The 17,863-nt window shown below is 56.0% G+C and carries 12 protein-coding genes; all 12 read right to left on the bottom strand.

The window, feature by feature from the left end:
* Window positions 1–48: 48 nt before the first annotated feature.
* The 12 genes from RE429_RS16305 to RE429_RS16360 all read right to left on the bottom strand — a co-directional run bounded on the left by RE429_RS16305 (window position 49) and on the right by RE429_RS16360 (window position 17,799).
* A complete protein-coding gene (locus RE429_RS16305) occupies window positions 49–2,556 on the bottom strand; it encodes a glycosyltransferase (protein ID WP_414471765.1) in 2,508 nt (835 codons plus the stop codon).
* 149 nt (window positions 2,557–2,705) lie between these two features.
* Window positions 2,706–3,842 carry a hypothetical protein gene (locus tag RE429_RS16310; protein WP_414471766.1) on the bottom strand — a complete coding sequence of 379 codons (1,137 nt, stop codon included), beginning with the start codon at window positions 3,840–3,842 and terminating at the stop codon, window positions 2,706–2,708.
* A gap of 303 nt (window positions 3,843–4,145) precedes the next feature.
* A complete protein-coding gene (locus RE429_RS16315) occupies window positions 4,146–5,414 on the bottom strand; it encodes a hypothetical protein (RefSeq protein WP_414471767.1) in 1,269 nt (422 codons plus the stop codon).
* Window positions 5,415–5,551: 137 nt separating this feature from the next.
* A complete protein-coding gene (gene pseI, locus RE429_RS16320) occupies window positions 5,552–6,604 on the bottom strand; it encodes a pseudaminic acid synthase (RefSeq protein WP_414471768.1) in 1,053 nt (350 codons plus the stop codon).
* A gap of 57 nt (window positions 6,605–6,661) precedes the next feature.
* Window positions 6,662–7,756: a UDP-2,4-diacetamido-2,4,6-trideoxy-beta-L-altropyranose hydrolase gene (pseG, locus tag RE429_RS16325; protein ID WP_414471769.1), complete on the bottom strand. Its 1,095-nt coding sequence runs from the start codon at window positions 7,754–7,756 to the stop codon at window positions 6,662–6,664.
* Complete coding sequence (locus RE429_RS16330) at window positions 7,753–8,163, bottom strand: hypothetical protein (protein WP_414471770.1); 411 nt, start codon at window positions 8,161–8,163, stop codon at window positions 7,753–7,755. The genes pseG and RE429_RS16330 overlap by 4 nt, the downstream gene beginning before the upstream one ends.
* A gap of 115 nt (window positions 8,164–8,278) precedes the next feature.
* Complete coding sequence (locus tag RE429_RS16335) at window positions 8,279–9,070, bottom strand: SDR family NAD(P)-dependent oxidoreductase (protein ID WP_414471771.1); 792 nt, start codon at window positions 9,068–9,070, stop codon at window positions 8,279–8,281.
* Window positions 9,071–9,079: 9 nt separating this feature from the next.
* Window positions 9,080–10,702, bottom strand: a complete 1,623-nt coding sequence (locus RE429_RS16340; RefSeq protein WP_414471772.1) for an aldo/keto reductase — start codon at window positions 10,700–10,702, stop codon at window positions 9,080–9,082.
* Window positions 10,699–11,895 carry a UDP-4-amino-4,6-dideoxy-N-acetyl-beta-L-altrosamine transaminase gene (pseC, locus tag RE429_RS16345; RefSeq protein ID WP_414474224.1) on the bottom strand — a complete coding sequence of 399 codons (1,197 nt, stop codon included), beginning with the start codon at window positions 11,893–11,895 and terminating at the stop codon, window positions 10,699–10,701. The genes RE429_RS16340 and pseC overlap by 4 nt, the downstream gene beginning before the upstream one ends.
* Window positions 11,864–12,862, bottom strand: a complete 999-nt coding sequence (gene pseB, locus RE429_RS16350) for a UDP-N-acetylglucosamine 4,6-dehydratase (inverting) (protein WP_414471773.1) — start codon at window positions 12,860–12,862, stop codon at window positions 11,864–11,866. Before pseB ends, pseC begins: the two co-directional genes overlap by 32 nt.
* A 1,046-nt stretch (window positions 12,863–13,908) precedes the next feature.
* A complete protein-coding gene (locus tag RE429_RS16355) occupies window positions 13,909–16,308 on the bottom strand; it encodes a hypothetical protein (RefSeq protein ID WP_414471774.1) in 2,400 nt (799 codons plus the stop codon).
* 54 nt (window positions 16,309–16,362) lie between these two features.
* The gene (locus tag RE429_RS16360) at window positions 16,363–17,799 is read right to left on the bottom strand and encodes a glycosyltransferase (protein ID WP_414471775.1); all 1,437 of its coding nucleotides are present in this window, start codon (window positions 17,797–17,799) and stop codon (window positions 16,363–16,365) included.
* Between the last annotated feature and the right edge of the window lie 64 nt (window positions 17,800–17,863).

Below are 17,863 nucleotides of genomic sequence, written 5' to 3' on the forward strand. Positions count from 1 at the left end.
GTCCACGTGGATTGACCCGCGTGCCTCGGGCGCCGTCTTAATGTGCACTCAGAGCGAGCTCATGTATGGGCGAACGCGGCTCGAAAAACCTTGAGCACTACAAACCCGCTCGACGTAAGCGATTCCACGTTCGACCCGCGCGTTATACTCAGCTTCATTGTTCCACAGCCGTTCGATGATGCCGAGGACCTCACTGGGCGTGGCATAGATAGCAGCATCCTGAAAGGTTTCTTCGAAGTGATGTGGAAGAATCACAGGCACTCCTGTCGCCATGGCTTCCATTGGAGCCCTTCCGAACGCCTCGATCAGATCACGGTGTGGGAAGTAGACGAAGAAATCCAACTCTGCCAGGAAGGACGCAACATCGACTTGGTTGAATGGCAATACCTTCCAGTTTCTGGGCTTTCGGCCAAGGCGGGAAATGGCATGTCCCGCACCTCCCAAGATCCGCACATCGACCGGACCGTCGACACCGTATGCAGCCACAATGCTCTCAACATCTTCCGGCCATTTCTCGTGGTGATCCCGCCCGTGTCGTCCAATGACCGGACGTCGGCTCGGCGTGCGCTCGGGCACCCGGTCCCGACGCCATTGACTGCAATTGATCAGCGGCGTCCAGTCGATCGGAGTAAATTCAATGGCGAGCTGGCTGCTCCCAAGGATACGTCTGATCAATGGAGACAGGGGAGCGGCCTGTGGCCTGACACCGAAGGCACGCTGGGCATTGTCGAGAACTTGCTGAGTATCATAGGCAACCCTGCCACTATCATGTCGTGTGACCGGAGCCTGATTGAAGATCACGACGCAGGCACCGCACTCAACCTGGGGCAGGATGTTTGGTAGCGTCATCAAAAGGTTTGGGTGATTGACCACAACCAAGTCACACTTCACCTTTTCACCAGGAACGATGACATCGATCAATTGCTCATGAATCAGTTTTCTCAACTTGGACTGCGACGGTAGGTGCACGTGATCGGCGCGTGGCCAATGCAGCACAGCTTGCTTCAGGCCACTTTCGGCAGCAGCCTGCCACATATTGATATTGCTCGATGTTGTTCCGCCAGGCAGGGAGAGATCCGACACGAACAGAATGTCGTACTCCCGCGCGCTCGTGTCTCGTGAGCAAAAAATCCGAGGGACCGGGAAAGCCCTTCCATGCTCAGGCAGCGGCAGGCTGTCTGTGGTCGAATGCCAGTAATCATAGGCCTCCCGATACTCGCGACGGGCTCCGTAGTAAAACGTGTGCTTTCCCGTTGCAGAGTTCTGGGTGAGCGATCCGGAGCTCGAGAGGATGAAGGTCAGGGGTGTCGCCTTGACCAAACGCTTGCATGGCTGCCCATAATACTTCTGTGCTCGGACATATAATTCGGCATCGCCGCCAAAGCGGACCGCATCCCACCCGCCAAGTCGGGCAAGATCTGCGCGCCGATACAGGACTGAGGATGTGTTAAAGACGACGATCCGACCATCGTTCGGCTGGGTTAGGAACTTCAGGTCGTCTGAGACGCGAATGCCGCTTGTAGCGTTGAGCGCGGTTGCCTTCTGAAGGGAATCATTGACCTGGATGGCGATTTTCTGAGGATGCGACCAGTCGTCCGCATCATGAACGGTCACGAACTCTCCGGTCGCATGTGCCAACCCCGTGTTACGCGCAGCATAGGCACCACTATTCCGAGGATGCGCAAGCTGTCGAACCCGTTCATCGCGCAAAGCGAAGCTGCGCACGATTTCGGCTGTATTATCGGTACTTGCATCATTGACAACCAGAACCTCGAGGTTGCTCCATGTCTGAGCCAAAATGCCTTCTAGGGCGGTCCCAATGGTCTCTGCGGCATTGTAAGCCGGAACAATCACACTGACTTTAGCACGAGAACAATCGGGTTCAGGGATGGCCGTTGGCGCGTGAATATTGCCGAGGGCCAGCGATCCGTTCGGGTCGCGAAGCGCCAGCGGAGCGAGCCCTCCAACCGCCAAAGCCCTGTTGATCGTGTCGAGGTGAGCGGATGTGTGACCTGCCCCTTGCGCCTTGGCGACATTGGCCATCGCGTACAACAACTCGGGTTCATCACCGCGAACTTTCTGAAGCGCATGTGCCGCGAATTGGGCCTCGCTGACCTGACCCTCGGACAGCAAAGCCTCCAGTTCAAGAAGTTGGAACCCGATGGTCAGGCTCGAGTCGGGCAAAAGACGCCGCAAGGCGTAAAAATACGACAGCGCCTGTTTGTAGTCCTGAACGCTCACACTCCAGCGGGCAAGAGCCCAGAGCGCATGAATGCGCCGCATTTCGTTTGCGCTCGGGTCTTCTAGTACTCGGAGCAAAGTCTCGACCGCGTGATCGGAGTACGGGCTCCAGAGCCCAGTTTCAATTGTTGGAAAAATGGATCGAGGCTGCGAGAGAATCCGCGCCAACTGCCTCGTCCTCAACGCCGGATCCGTCGTGAGCCGAGCGACAAGAGCCCTAACGGTAGACTTTGGCAGAACTTTCTTTGCCGTTTGCCGAACGAAGGCTGGGGTATAAGCCATCACCTTGCTAATAAGTAATTTGTTCAGTCTCATCGGGCCGCTCCAGGCGTGATCTGGGTCTAAATGAGGCTTTTGGGGCTTATCTGTCCATCGGCGCTTCCACGGCTTTCCATGTGCCGCGGTTGCCTCGGACATCATACCCGACGACTTTACTCGGTCGCTGGCCTACCTCGCTTATCTGTTCAGCTTGTCTCATCAAGTGGCTTCGGCATGGTATGATGCTGTTTGTGCTGTACTTTTTTGAAGCGAGGATCCCGCATCAGAAAGGCAAGGCAGAAAGGCAAAGTTGTATTGATGCTTTGCAGGGCATGGAAGACCCCGGCGAGACCATGCGCGAAAAGCCGGAGAGCAATGATGTAGGAAACAACAACCGTTACAGATTTGGCTGTGAGTTCAATCTCGTTAATGAACCAAATGGAGGATAGGCTTAAAACGAATGCCAATGTCAGGTTGCTCAACAGGTGATTGCGCGCCGACAGCTTCAAACGGGCGCCATACATGTTGATAAAATCATTGTAGCCTAGATCAGACTCAATTTCCGTTTGCGCCTCGCGCCGATCAAACATTGAACTTTTGAGCCACTTGCTCTCTAACTGCTTTATCATTTCGCTGTAGGCCGAAGAACTAGATCGAATACTGTGACCAATATTGGTGCCATGCAATGCCGCCAGAATGTAGAGTGGACTCAGCATGACAAGGCTAAGCATTAGAAGTCCAGTCAGGGCCGGAAACAGCACCAAGCATGTCAACGCGCCGGATATCATCATGACACCGGACGTGCCCCCATTGATGACATGCAATAGATTACGCGCCATCATCCGAGGGGCCTGCCTCGTTATACTAGCTCTCTCTTGCTTCGTTATTTTGGTTTTATTCAAGCGGCATTGATGAGCGATCGCCAGTCCTTCGACCAGAGATGTTTTTTCATAGGCCAAAACGATCTGAACGGCGAGTTTGCTTCCGATATAACTGAGGGTGCTCGCGATGAGAAGGATACCCGCGATTCCGGCAACAGCCCAGGTCAGGCTGCTCTGGAGATCATCTGAAGGGAAGCCCCCGTGGGTAAGTGAGCGGGTCAGGATATGCATCCCGACGACAAAGCTAGCCGCATCGGCCAGTCTTCCGCACGTAATTAGGGCCATGCTGACAATTGAACGCCAGCCGTAAAGAGGCCAGACGGTCAACCACAACCAAGCTGTGAGCAGCTTGGCTCGCTCGAGAACCCGCCGAACTATTTGAGGGCGCCAGTGGGAGACCGCATAGCGCGGTGCCGTTTCGCCGCCCTTCAGGTCCTCGTCCTCGTCAAGTTCATCCATCATTAATGACTACTTTCGCGGACTGCCGCCCGTCATATCATTACAGGTTCGGTTTGTTAATCTTAACAGACCACGTGAGGCCCTACCTGGAACTTCGACAGCCACGGGTTGAGCGGCAATCCTTCAAATACGGGGTATTGCTGCTGCACCTTGCCGTCCACGCCAGGAGACCCTTCTACGAGAGATCTCCGGTGAGTTCCCCACCACGCGGGGCCTATGCAGGGCCTAGGCGGCTAGTCCGGCCACGGTTGATTAACGAAATAGTGAAGCATTACTTCATGTCAGAGGCGCCGGTTAGCTGATCCATCAACGTTTTATACCGCCCCACCGCCGGCCCCGCCGCTGAAACTCCAAGAATTCACCGCTCTTGAGTCGGTTTACTACGCGCCAATAGACCTTGGTCCACTTCCTCCTTACAAGTCGCCGACGGAGGAAACCGGCAAGCCTGCGCCTTGCTAACACTTGGTTCTCACGGATCGAGGGCTCGTACTGGCTGACCCTCTGGAGCCATTCCTGTCGGTAGAAGCCATCATCCCAGAATTTTTGCGCCAGGGCCGCCGGAGCAATCGCCGGCACGAGCCCCAGTTTCACGAAGCCATAATAGTCGGGCTCGATGCGATCAAGTTCAAACAGCTGATAAACGGGATGCCCTCTTCCTAGCAGATCAACGACAACCGAGGAATTGCCAACAATGGCTACGTGATCTTCGTCAGGCGCCGCTGATCGAACCCGGAAGTGTCTGGCATCCTCGTCTGTGAAGACCGTTGCGCTGTTGGGATGAGGTTTGACGAAATAATCGGCAACAGCGGGATTGCGACCCAGAGAGTCAATCGCACGGCGTATTGCCGCAGGATCGCAGTGGGAGGTGGGATAGATGCCGACGATTGCTTGGTCGATGAGCTTCTCCGGGACTTTCTGAAAACTGCCCCCATCAAAGTTTCTTGAGACGACGAAGACCCTACCCTTTACCCGCCCTGCATTCCGATACCGATCCAGGGATACTTGGTTGCGAAGGACAGCCGCGGTAAAATCAAGGGGAGGAAAGGCACCGGATACTTCGGCGTGCTGCATATAAATGACCGGAACCCCGAGCGTCTCCATCGCCATCGCGAAGCCGACCTGCAGAGGAGCATGGTCGTTGGCAACAACTGCGATTCGAGGCAAGAGATAATCCTTGCCGGAGTAGGAGTACATGACGTTGAGGTACGCGCCCGTATATTGAAGATGTCTAAAGAGTTGAGCGCCGGTGATGGAGGCAACAGACTGTAGCCATCGTTCCGTGTCACGATGAACCGAATCAAGAAGCGGCTTAGACAGCCCCGAGAGCTTTCTTTTTGTGCACTCGAAATCGTCCAGGAAGTAGCAGCACGTATACTGGACGCCTTGTTCGTCAAGGATCTTTTGTAAGAACTTGAATTCTTTTAGGTTGTTCCCCGTTTTGCCGAAGAAACAGATGTCGGCTTGCGCAACATCATACTCGCGCACGCGCCTGATTTCACCAGTCAGGAAATCGATGTAAGCGCCAGCAAGCGATCCTCTATCCAATGCAGCCAATGCTTCGATCTGCTGCGGCATCCTTGCTTCGACAAGGGTCCGATAATCAGCACTGACCGACGCCAAGTGGCCGACTCTGAGACAGCCCTTAAAATACGCAATCGACATTGTGTCAGTGCCCAGATCAGCGTGGTACTATTGCGGAGAATGTTGCCGCATCAATCGGCGCGCAGCAGGTCCCAAGTCAGTGCGGTTCCGCGCTGAACGTCCCGTGGCACCGGGCGGCCGAGCATCACCTGGAGATACTTGGGTGGGAGGCCCCTGCCTGGGCGGATCGCACGAAGGTTCTTCTCCGTCAGGACCTCCCCTGCTTTCATATTCTCCACAATGTACAAGGAACGACGGAACTGGATCGACTTCTTCTCAGCCTCGACCGGACCATAGGTAATCCTGCCAAGCGCCTGCCAAGCACGCTCCGTTTCAATGACCAACTGAGCCATTTCCGCAGGCTCCATCGAGAAGGTGCTGTCGACCCCGCCATCCGCACGATCCAGCGTGAAGTGCTTCTCGATGACGGTGGCGCCAAGGGCCACGCTGGCGACCGACACGCCGATACCCATCGTGTGATCCGACAGGCCGACCTCGGTACCGAACAACTCCCTCATGTGGGGAATGGTCAAAAGATTCGTGTTCTCCGGGGTCGCCGGATACGTGCTGGTGCACTGAAGCAGGATCAGGTCCTTGCATCCTGCCTCACGGGCGGCACGGACAGTTTCGTCGAGTTCAGCAATCGTGGCCATTCCGGTCGAGATGATGATCGGCTTGCCAGTTGCGGCAACCCGACGGATCAGCGGCAGATCGGTATTCTCGAAGGAGGCGATCTTGTAGCAAGGAGCATTCAGTTCCTCGAGGAAGTCCACTGCGGAAGCATCGAAAGGCGTGCTGAGGCAGATCAGCCCGCGTCGCGAAGCATGCTCGAAGATTGTCCGCTGCCAATCCCAGGGCGTATGTGCCTCCTCGTACAATCGATAGAGTGAGGTACCGGACCAGAGGCTGTTCGGATCGGAAATGAAGAATTCACCCTCATCGAGATCGAGGGTCATCGTATCGGCAGTGTAGGTCTGAAGCTTGATCGCGTGAGCGCCGGCATCGGCAGCAGCGTCCACGATCTTGAGTGCCCGCTCGAGCGATTGGTTATGATTGCCGGACATCTCTGCAATGATGAACGGCGGGTGGCCCTGGCCAATCGTATGGTCGGCGATCTTGATCATCGTACAAGCACTCTGGTCTCAAAGATTATAAGATATAACAGAATGACCGGCCAGCCGCTACGCCCTGCCGCTCGTCGGCCCGGACTGGATGCCGGGCATCAAAAGTTCGGCGGTTCTCAGGGCCCCCCGTCCATCTACGGCGGACGGCCCGGTTCGAGAAAGATGCGACAGCCGTTCCCGATCGAGCAGAGCAGAAATCCGCGCTCGCAGGCTTTGCACGGTCACGGCCGACAGTTCGCCCGCATAATCGATAAGGCCGGCGGCCGATAAAGCACGCGATGACTGCACCTGATTCTCGGCGATTGCGACTATGATCGCCGGAAGGCCAAGGCATAGTCTCTCCCAGGTCGTGGCCCCGCCGGCCCCGATAGCGAGATCGGCACGGCTCATCAAGTCCGCCAAGTGGGGACGCGGCTGATGGAGCGCGACCCGCCCACGCGTCGCGGCCTTCGCCTCGATCGCTTCGCGGTGCGGGTTGGCAGGACCTATCACGACATCCACATCGAGCATCGCCAGCTCAGGAGCAGCCAATGCATCGAGTGCAAGTCCTGTCACGTTGTCGAGGTCCGCGCCTCCGAAGAAGACCAGCACGCGCTCGACCTTGTCGCGCAGCCGCGGCCCGAGCAGGCGGTACTCAGGGCGCAGGAGCGCATATCGTGGACCGAGCAGCAGCATGCAGTCGAGGGGAACAAGCCCTTTGTACCGGTCGGAGGCCTCCGCGCCATAAGTCTGATCGAGCAGAATGTCGCAGTCATGGGGACGGTTGGCGAGATCGTCGATGACCATGATCCGTCTCGTACCTTGTCGCACAGCCCGCTCCCAATGGGCGTCCAGGGCATAATGATCGACGATCAGGAGATCTGCGCAGCCGCCTCCCATCGCCCCCAGCGTCTGCCCGGCGTCCTCGTCCTGCGACACGCCGAGCCAGGCGGAGTAGCCCGGCTCCGCCTGCGCTTCGCGAACGGGAGGAGGCAAGGCCTCGACCCGAAAGCCTTCATCCTCGACGAGTTTGTTGGCATGCCCCGGGTGCGCGCGGCAGACGAACCGCACATCCGCCCCTCGGGCTCTCAACTCGCTTGCCAGGGTCCGGCAGCGGACCAGATGCCCGGTGCCGATCTGCGGAGAGGCATCGGCCCGGATGAAGATCCTCATTGGATTCCTCCTGCGTCATCAACGGACAAGCCCTCCAGCATCGGACGTGAAATCGAACTCACGTCCGATGCTGGAAGGTCCATGTTTTCTTGAGCATCTTTTCTCACAAAACTGGTTCCCACTTTTCCGTTCGATGCTCTAGCACAAGCGTCGAAATCCTCGGATGCACAGTTCGCTCCTCCGCCCAAAGGGTCCATCCTCCTTGGAACCCGTTCCTGCTGCGGCAAGAACGGCGGGGGCAATCCCGGCTGGCCCTTGGTCCATGCCGTTCTTATCGCTCTGAAGCCTCCCCATGTCAGAGTGGGAGCGCGAGCAGGATCCTGCCCTAAACGGTCCTTCTCTTCCTGCATTGAACTGCGCACCAGCGCCAGCCCGTGCAGCAGCTCTGAAGCGGAGAACAACTGCATGAGACTATGTTTGACTGTTTAGGCTCGCTTCTCGCTGAGGCCCATCTTCTTCATCGAGTTCGCCGCGGATGAGGCAAACTCGCCTACGAATGATCGCAAATGCTGGAGCCCGGCCCTACCAGCAGGTCCATCCGCCATCCACTACCAGATTGGCTCCATTGATATATTTGGAGGCGCCCGAGGCGAGAAAGACAACCGGGCCTTTCAGCTCATCGGGGACTCCGATTCGCCCCAAAGGCACACGTTCACTCAGCCGATGAATGAAAACTCTGTCGTCTTCCTGCACCTGCCGAGACGGAAAGGGCCCGGGCGAGATGGAATTGACCCGGATGCCATCCTTACCGAACTCGCAGGCCGCATACCGGGTCCACTGCAGCATCGCGGCTTTGGCGGCACCATAAAACGGTGGGTTTGCAGTCTGCTTCGACGCATAGATACTCGGATCGGGACTCACGATCCCGTACATAGATGCAATGTTGATGAAGGAGGTGTCCCCCGCCTCCTGTACGGCAGCCTTAAGGTTTGGCAGCGCAGCTCGCATCAGGTTGTGAGCTGCAACGACTGATACGTCGTAGCTTTGGCGATAGGAAGCAGCCTCGCCGGTTTCGATCGACCCCGAGCCTCCATAATAGGCGTTGTGGATCAATGCGTGTAGCGCCAGCTTGGGTCGGTTCTGGAAGTATTCGACAATCTGCTCTTCCCGGGTGACGTCAAAGACGGCACTCTCAGCCGATACTCCGTTCGCCTGCAACTCTCCAACCAGTGAGGTGACGCGCTCGTGATCCCGTCCGTTGATCAGCAAATGCGCGCCGGCCTCGCCGAGACCTTCGCTCATCGCGCGTCCAAGATGACCGGTGGCTCCTGTGAGAAGGACTGTTTTGCCTTCGAGTGAAAAGAGAGCGCTCATCACCATACCCTATCCCGTAATCCATTGAGCCGGATCCAGAGACTGCTCCGACAATGCCGGGCGCTCCTGGCCGATTTGGAGCAAGGCCTCGTGGTTCAGGGGTGGCGCTCTGAAGATTTCAAGATTCTCTGCCAATTGTTCATGCCGCTCCATCCCCACAACAATGCCATCGACCCATGCCTGGGATCGAACATAAGCCAGGCACAAATCCGCAACGCTCTTTCGATTCCAGCGCGCCGACTGTTTTCGGAGCCACGCTGTAATGGGAGCCGCATCGGAGACATGCGCTCGCCGCCACAAGTCACCATCATCGCTTAGCAAAAGCCCCTGCAGAAAGGCGCTTCTGACATGAACTGTCAGCTCCCTTTCGGCACGAACAGAACGAATGGCTTCCACAGCGAGACCCCACCGATGGTCAAGGAGATTGAACGGCATCTGGATGAAGCTGATTTCAGGCTCTCTCAGTATCCGAAGGAGCTCCTGCGGCGATTGAACCGATGCTCCGAGGCGCCCTACGGTTCCGACATCCCGCAAAGCCATTATGCGCTTCCAGGCCTCCCCGCCCCATTGGTCAAGATGCACGGCACGATGCAGCATAAGGACATCAAGGGATGGTCGCCCTAACGCGACACAAGATCCGTAGACGCTCGCATCAACGAAGGCATGCACGACGTCCCTTAAAGCGTCAGCTGGGCACTCCGCAAGCGGTGATAGTTTCGTTATGACCCTAACGGTCGCTTGTGGGACTGTCTTCAACGCGCGCCCGATAACGCCCTCGCTGCCGCCATACGCTCGCGCTGTGTCTATGTATTCGACGCCGCCCGCGAGCGCGGAGGAGATCAATCGAGCGCCTTGCTCCGGCGTGAGCCCCCCGCTCTGGTTACAAATTCCATAAGCACCACCGAGTTGCGCGCCTCCCAGGACCAGCTCCTTGACCGGCGCGCTTGGTATCGACGCATTTGACTTAGCGAGAAGATCGATCAGCTCAAGAGCAGAGATGTCGAAGGGATGTGGGACCGATCTGAAGACTCGCTCGACCCTGAGGTAATCGTCGAGGGTATCGATTGTCGATCGGTAGTGGCCCATCTTGAGCGCCTGATACTTCGTAAAGAACGTTGTCCCATACTTACGTCGCACATAAGGGGTGACGTGCTCGCGATCATAGTCGCTCTCGGCAAGGCGATTTGCCTCTCGCAGATGCCTGCACCTCGTGATCTCTACGCTCACGCCATATGGCAAACCCGAAGGCTCTCCGTTGCAGCATAGATATTCAAGATCCCGGGTGAAAAAATCCTGCGCGATCTCATCAAGCAACTGGCCGTCTGGGAAGACATTGTCGGCAGTGAGGCGATACACGATGGTTTCGTCGTCGTAGTCCGACAGAGCCTCCACGACGCGAGAAAGCGTATCATGCAAGCTTCCCCGGAAATACGAAATACCAGAGCTTTCAAGTATTGCCGTCAGAGCATCATCGCTTGGCTCGCTTGATGTGGCGACAACAACTTTGCATCCGGTGTTGCCTGCCCGCACGGCCGCCAGGACGGCGACAGGGACGCCATTCAATGGCAGAAGTACTTTGGCAGGCAAGCGTGACGAGCTCACTCGAGCTTGGATAACCGCAATCCTTGTCATGTGATTGCTCGTCTAATGGCAGAAGCCACCTCCTGCTGCTGCTCGTCCGTCAGTGTCGGATACAAAGGGATGCTTATTGCCTCGGCATAGTAGCGCTCGGCCTCCGGGAAGTCGGACCGGACGAACCCGAACCGGGCGAAGTCGGGCTGGCGATAGACCGGGATATAGTGCAGGTTCACCAAAATTCCGGCCTTGCGCAGCCGCTCGAACACCTCGCGATGGCCGCGGGAGATTTCTTCGAGACGCAGCCTGATGATGTAGAGATGAAAGCCCGAATAGTCGCGCGGGTCTCGCCACGGCACCACCACGGGAAGATCGCGCAGCAGATCATCATAGCGCGCCGCAATGGCGTGCCTCCGCGCCACATAATCGTCGAGACGATGGAGCTGGCTCAGCCCCAAAGCCGCCTGTAACTCCGTGAGGCGATAATTGTAGCCCAGCTCGAGTTGCTGGTAATACCAGCCCCCCTCCGAAGGCGAAGTCATTTCAGCCTGATCGCGCGTGATGCCATGGCTGTTCAGTCGCGCCATACGGCGGGCGAGCGCGGGATCATTCGTCACCGCCATGCCGCCTTCCCCAGTCGTAATGATCTTGACCGGATGGAAGCTGAAAACCGTGATGTCGGAGTATCGGCAGTCCCCGACCGGTCGGTCGCGATAACGTCCGCCGATAGCGTGGGATGCATCCTCGATGATCGAGAAACCGTATTTCTGGCCGAGCGCATGGATCGTTTCCATATCGGCAGGCTGACCGGCGAGATGGACCGGGATAACAACCTTCGGCAGTTTCCCCTCGCGCTTGGCAATAGCCAGCTTATCAGCCAAAGCTACTGCGCTCATATTGTACGAGCGGGGATCGATATCAACGAAATCCACGTCGGCGCCGCAATACCGGGCGCAATTGGCGCTCGCGACGAAAGTGACCGGGCTTGTCCAGACGCGATCCCCCGGTCCTACCCCTAGCGCGAGGCAGGCCAAGTGGAGTGAAGAGGTAGCACTGTTGGACGCGACTGCATGTTGGGCGCCGACGCGTTCTGCGACAGCCCTTTCGAACCGGGGGACGAGAGCCCCTTGTGTCAGGAAGTCGGAGCGAAGAACCGCCGCGACCGCCTCAATATCGGAGTCCGTTACCTCCTGCCGGCCGTAGGGGATGGGGCGGTGGTCAGATTTTGCCGATTCTTCCGCGATTTTCATCGATCCAGGCACGTAGTGTCTCCCTCTCCATCCACTCGGTGTTGGTATCAGACCGGTACACAAAATCCTCTGGCACCTTACGCCCGTTCTTGATGCGCTTCGGATCGGTGTACCAGTTATTGATGGCTGGCAGAATCTTGTAATAGCTGTCGTATTCGTAGGTGTAGGGCACATCCTCCTCACCGATCATCTGCTCGTGCAGCTTTTCGCCAGGACGGATGCCGATGATCTTATGCCGGGCGTCCGGAGCCACTGCCCTGGCGATATCGGTCACTTTCATGGACGGAATTTTCTTCACGTAGATCTCGCCGCCAACCATGTCTTCGAATGCGTGCCAGACCAGTTCGACCCCTTCCTGAAGGGTGATCATGAAGCGGGTCATCCGCGGATCGGTGATCGGCAATTCGCCGCTCTCGGCCAAGGAGAGAAAGAAGGGAATGACCGAGCCCCGAGACCCCATAACGTTGCCATAGCGGACCACGGAGAACTCGGTGTCCTGCGAGCCGACATAGGAATTGCTGGCCACAAAGAGTTTATCCGAAGCGAGCTTCGTCGCGCCATATAGATTGAGAGGGCTGCTCGCCTTATCGGTCGACAGCGCAACCACGCGCCGAACCTTTCGATCGATGCATGCATCAATGAGGTTCATAGCACCGAGGACGTTGGTCTTGATGCACTCGAAAGGGTTGTATTCCGCAATCGGCACGATCTTCGTCGCGGCCGCATGGACAACGTATTCGATGCCGTCCAAGGCGCGCTCCAGCCTGTTCTGATCTCGGACATCACCGATAAAGAAACGCACTCGGGGGTCATCGCCGTAAAGCTTAGCCATCTCCCACTGTTTCATCTCGTCGCGCGAGAGAATCACCAGACGCCGAGGATTGTATTTCTTCAATGTCATTGGGACGAAGGTGTGGCCAAAAGAGCCTGTCCCACCGGTAATAAGAATCGATGAGTTCTTCAGCATCAAAGCGTCACTTTCAAGAGATCGCCGGCGGAGGCGCCGCAATAGGAACCGGGCTCAACATGCACTGACATAGGACCGCCCCAATTGCAACACCAGAACCAGGAAAAGAGCAAGAGAGAGCTCAACCAAGCATAGACTCTCATTCCACGTGGCCAGTCGAGAGGCGCTTTACAGTCAGACATCCAGAAACACGGCAATAAATACAGCGGAATGGACTCACATTCTTGCCAGGATCATTGCTTTCATCTCCGACCGACGAGCTAACCACTCTGTTTTTAGAATGCCCAAGAGGCGCCCATACTATCTTTGTTCAAGCCACTGAATATAACTACTCTGGAAGTAACGTCGTTAATTTCATAAATGAAGTATTGCTGTTCCTCATGATCGCGAACACGCATCAACCACGATTTGCGTTCTTCTATTCCGAGCAGGTGCCGAGTATATATCTTTGATCTTACGCTCTGAGAGTTCCTCCGCCCTCTCATCTTCTCAAGATCATCATCAGCAACACTACGGAGAAGGCCGACCCTGGTCACCTTTGGTCCTATACATTTCTGCAGCTGTACAATCGTCTATAAGCCGTATTGCACTAAGCTCGTCAACCAAAGTTGCGGTACATTTTGATGCGCACGAGAAGGACTGGGATTTGTGAGAATTCCAGAGGTGTCCGACTAAATATCTCGGCCCCAGCCACATTTTTAGCCTCGCGTCCTGAATGCTCCAGGTCCGCTGTTCGCTCTGCTGCTTCCCCCGATCATTTGCAGGAATCCCGCGCCGATCATAGGACCCGTTTCAGGCACAATCTCGGCCGTATGGCTGACGCGTGTACGAACTTCGGTGTGCCAATCGAAATCCGTGGCCGTTTCTCGACGCTCTTGCGCCAAGGCGTGCAGGATCCATAGCAACGCCGGCACCACCATCCTTTGGCAGACCCGTCATCCAGAGAATCTCTGACGCACAGATTGTGGCGCTCCGATGGTGACCTACCCCTGAGATTCTCTCTGCTGAAGGCATACGAGAATGCCCTCAGCGACAAAACAATACCGCTAAAGGACGGTGCGCGCGTCCCGCCCGGGACAGGAGGCGAGGCGCTTGCAGACTTCCTGAACAACAAGCCTCACACATTCATCCCGTGGAGCCGTGAAGTCGATCCACTTTGGTGCGACAACTGTCGAGTTGAGGGTCAGGTAATCACCTTCATCCAAGCCCCCTCTCGTTCTCAGAAAATAGGTCTCTGGAGAAAATCCCAGCATCCAGACGGGCGTCCCAAGCGCGGCACCAAGCTCTATCGGTACCGTACTGATGCCGGTCAGAAGATCCATGCCCTTCAGGTAACGAGCGAAGCCCTCAAAATCATTGAAGAGATCGATATCTTCAATTGTTCTAATGCCGTGGGCCCGACAGAAGTCTATCTCATCGGCCTCCATGCAATGCTGGATCGACCAAAGCTCGATATTCTCCAGCTTAGTCAGTGGCGCAAAATCCTCGACCTGCAAATAATGAAACTTTCGCCTAAGTGTTCGAAAGTGACTTCTCCAGAGAATGCCAACGCGTAGTTTGCGTTGCGAGCCGACCTCCTTCGGAAGAGCAACTTTGTCTGGCGTGAGATAGGACCCGACCGGCGGGCGCGCCACGGCACCCGTAAAATAATTGAAGAAGATGTTCTCGCCGAAGGTCACATAATCCGCGTTCGCAATATGATCCCTGCACTCCTCGGTGAGAATATGCGTCATTTTCTCACCGAGCCCCTTGATACGGCCATTCATTTTATCCTGACGATCAAGCAATCCCTTCCGGTATCTCCAAACGGGAACGAACTCAATTTGAGGAAAGGAGCGCTCGAACATCGATTGCATGCGCGGATCGCAGGAAATGGTGACTTGTTTAAATCGCGTGACCAACTGAGAATAGAATTGAGCGGTCCTGATCTCGTCACCGACTCCACTGTCTCCAATGACGAACAATCTGGCCGATGAACTGCGATCAAACGGCAGTTCCTGATAGTTGAGAAACTTCTCCCCATAGGCTGCCTTCATGATCTTGCCGTAAGGATTGTGCCTTTTCGAATATTGCCCTGCGACGAGATCGCCGTTGAATAGCCGACTGATCGTAAAATCCTTCCCAAGGTCACTCCTATTGCCTGAGCGACCTCGACCAACGGTTCCGTAGCCAATTCTTGCGCGGACATCGAGAATTGCACCGGGCCCATGACCGGTACGCGGGAGAGTCAGACTAAGCCCAAGCCCCGCGGTTTTGTCGGCCGGATCCTCCTCGAGCACTGCAAGGAAGCAGTCCTTTGCGGAGAGATAATCATCAGCCGCGAAGTAATCCATTCCCCGACCTGTGATCGCCGGCAAAAGAGTATTGGGAGTGTGGGCTTCCTGTTGAGTTAACTTCGAGACGCACCCAACCTCCTCAATCTCGAGAAGATTTGCGAGGATAACGCCCTTCCGGAAGATGTCGGATCGCTGGTACATTGCGATCTGTGCAGAAATTGAGCGCTGATACAGCTCGTCCAGCAATGGCGCAGCTTTCCGGTGCTCCGCTAGGGCTGCAAGCACCGTGACGTCTTCGAGGAATGACGATGTGAAGTCCGTACAGCTGAGAATCTGGCGATTGATCCACAGCGGATCAGCTTTCATGTTCGCCAGGAACAATACAGCATCGGTCGGCGCATACCGCTCACTCAACTTAGTGAGCAGATCCCTGATCTCCGCGTCATATCCAAGCGCCTTTAAATACGGCAGATAACGGAGTTGGTAAGCAGGGTTCTCTACGTCAAAGCGCTCAAGCTCTACGAATTGAAGCAGGTCGATTTCAATCGCCGTATCGTATGTTAGCTTGAACGCTATCCACTTCATGTACTGCGTGACACGATCGAGCGACTTTTCTCGCCCGAGATTTTCCTCGATATCCTTCAGGATGGCGATTTTTCGGTCCAGCATCAGGCCCGAGAGGTATACCGCATCCGCGAATGCCAAAGCCGTTTGCGGGCTAAGCGCCCGAACATCAGAGGCCTTCCATCTCTCTTCAATCAGAAGATCGCCCTCTGTTCCACGGTCATTGGACAACATCGCTCTCGCAACAGTCAGAGCTTGTCGGTCGGTCAACGTCCGCACGTCCAAATAGGAGGCTACCTTGACAGCGCTTTTGAAGTTCCTCAACCTGAAAAGAGCTTGGAATATCTTATAGATCACATCGTCTTGAGGTGATTGCGCGGCAATATGAAGGAGGCGATCACGGGACAGTCCCTCCAGTTCGCGGGCTGGCGAAGCAGCTTCACTTCTTACGCCCTTGGCCAGATTCCTGATGCCCCCGACACCACGCACATTCATCACAAAATGCTTCGATCTTCGTATAATTTTTTCTACGGTCACTGCCCGATCCATATTGACGACCTGCTTCTCATTCCTTGATTTCTGAGATTGAATATCACAGCTTCCCAACTTCGAATTTCAGGCTGTATGAGGTCAATGCGCAGCACACCTGTTCCTCCGGCCTCAACAAAGCAGACTTGAGGGTGCCGGGAACAAGCGTTCCTTAAGTGGAAAAGGCATGTAAAGGTTGCTCGAAGTTTCGTGCCACGTCCGGAAGGACCGGGAATATTCATTCCGCACCGGGCTGAAGATGTCCATGTTGCCATCGATTTGGAAAGGACCACCACCGGAAAGAGTGTGCTCAGACCAATGAACAAAAGATAATAGTTTGTTAAGCTGCCTTATGCTGCCATGTCCGAACGAACGCTCCATCCTCAGGTGGAACTCCCCGTCGCCAGCAGCGCGGACGGAGTCGTACCAGCCGATCTTTTCCATCACGGGTCTGCGCCGGAACATCAACGAGGAAGCATCCGGCCTGATATAGCCATTGAGCATCCTGAACCCTCGGCTATCAGAGCATCGTACATGCTCGACCCAGGTCGCGATGATTGAATGATCTTTTTGCAACGTGGTCGCAGCCATTTCTATCTTTTGCGGCTGCGCCCAATCGTCGGCATCCTGATTGGTAACGTATTCCCCGACGGCAGCAGACAATGCGCGGTTGCGAGCAACAAAGGTTCCCGAACGTTGAGCGAGCGGTATCACCCGAAAGCGCGAATCTGCGGCAGAGAACTGCGCGGCGATCTGAACGGTCATATCACTGCTGGCATCGTCGACAACAATGACTTCGAAGTCCTGGTATGTCTGTCGCCGCAATGAGTCCAAGGCGTATCCGATTGTGTCGGCGCAATTTCTGGCGGGCATCAGAATTGAGACCAATGGCCCGCGCACAGGCACGGCGGATCCTGCGATCGACTTCAGATTGGCGCAGCTGAGCGGGAGGCGCTCATCCACCAAAGCAAGAGGATCGATACCTTGCCTGGCGAGCGCATTGTTTACTGAAGCCATCTGAAGTTCGTACCGGCGGCCCCAGAAATGGATTTGCGCTTCGTATATATCGAGCTTCGTTCGCCGTTGCTCTGTATCTGCAGCCTGGCGGAGTGCATCCTCAAGTCTGGCGGCTTCCGACTCGCGCCCCTTCTCGCGCAGAATGTGCGCACACTTCAGGATGTCATCAAAACAGTCGAGGGCGAGGTGCTCCCCGTGCGTGATGATGCGCCCGACGATCATGGCTTTTCTGTCGGGCAGTAGCCTTTCCGCTAACGGATATACTTTGCTTAGGAACCTTGACGCTGCCTCGCTGTTTGGTTCATCCAGAACCTCCTCTACAACGCGAACGATAGGGTCGGGCTGCTCAAGGTTGGCGGAAGCCAAGGCAAAGTAATATCGGCAGGAGTTATCTCCTCTGCTTGCGGCTGGCATTTTCTCATATGCTGCAATGAGATCCTCAAATCGATGCGCTGCGAAGTAGCAAAGGAGCAAGGCTCTCCAAGTTCGTACTTTCTTGGTCCTGACGGTTTCCAAGTATGCGGCGGCAGCATTGTAATTGTGGGCTCGCATTTGCTTCCCCGCTCGGACGAGAGCTGGGGTCTGTGTGTCGAAGCCGACGGCCCGCAGAGCCGTC

The sequence above is a fragment of the Microvirga sp. M2 genome (assembly GCF_047497095.1).
Lineage (GTDB): Bacteria > Pseudomonadota > Alphaproteobacteria > Rhizobiales > Beijerinckiaceae > Microvirga.